We start from the raw sequence: 287 nt of genomic DNA, 5'->3' as shown, positions 1-287 counted from the left end.
GTATGGAGGGGTAGAAATATGTTTCAAGGGAAATTAAGGAGTAGTAGTTTAATAGCAAAGTTACTTGTGTCATTTGTTATCATTTTGATTCTTCCAAGTATTGTAATTGGTTGGACGTCTTATCAGCAAGCGAAGACAAACTTTAATGAGACGATTTCACAATCGGCGAAAGACAATATAAAAATTTTGGATAATGTAATTAATAAAGTATTGGATAGTAAAAAAGTAGATGCAGTTTATTTTACGAAACTATTTACACAATCAAGTTACCAAACGGATCAAATACA

1 pseudogene is annotated in these 287 nt (G+C 30.7%); it reads left to right on the top strand.

The features are described from left to right. Nucleotides 1–18: 18 nt before the first annotated feature. A pseudogene (locus tag ACSG5Z_RS31650) lies at nt 19–287 on the top strand (chemotaxis protein); the annotation flags it as partial.

This window comes from Bacillus pretiosus, assembly GCF_051294775.1.
Classification (GTDB): Bacteria; Bacillota; Bacilli; order Bacillales; family Bacillaceae_G; genus Bacillus_A; species Bacillus_A wiedmannii.
Note: the sequence above shows the minus strand (reverse complement) of the source record. Positions and strands in the feature narration are given on the sequence as shown.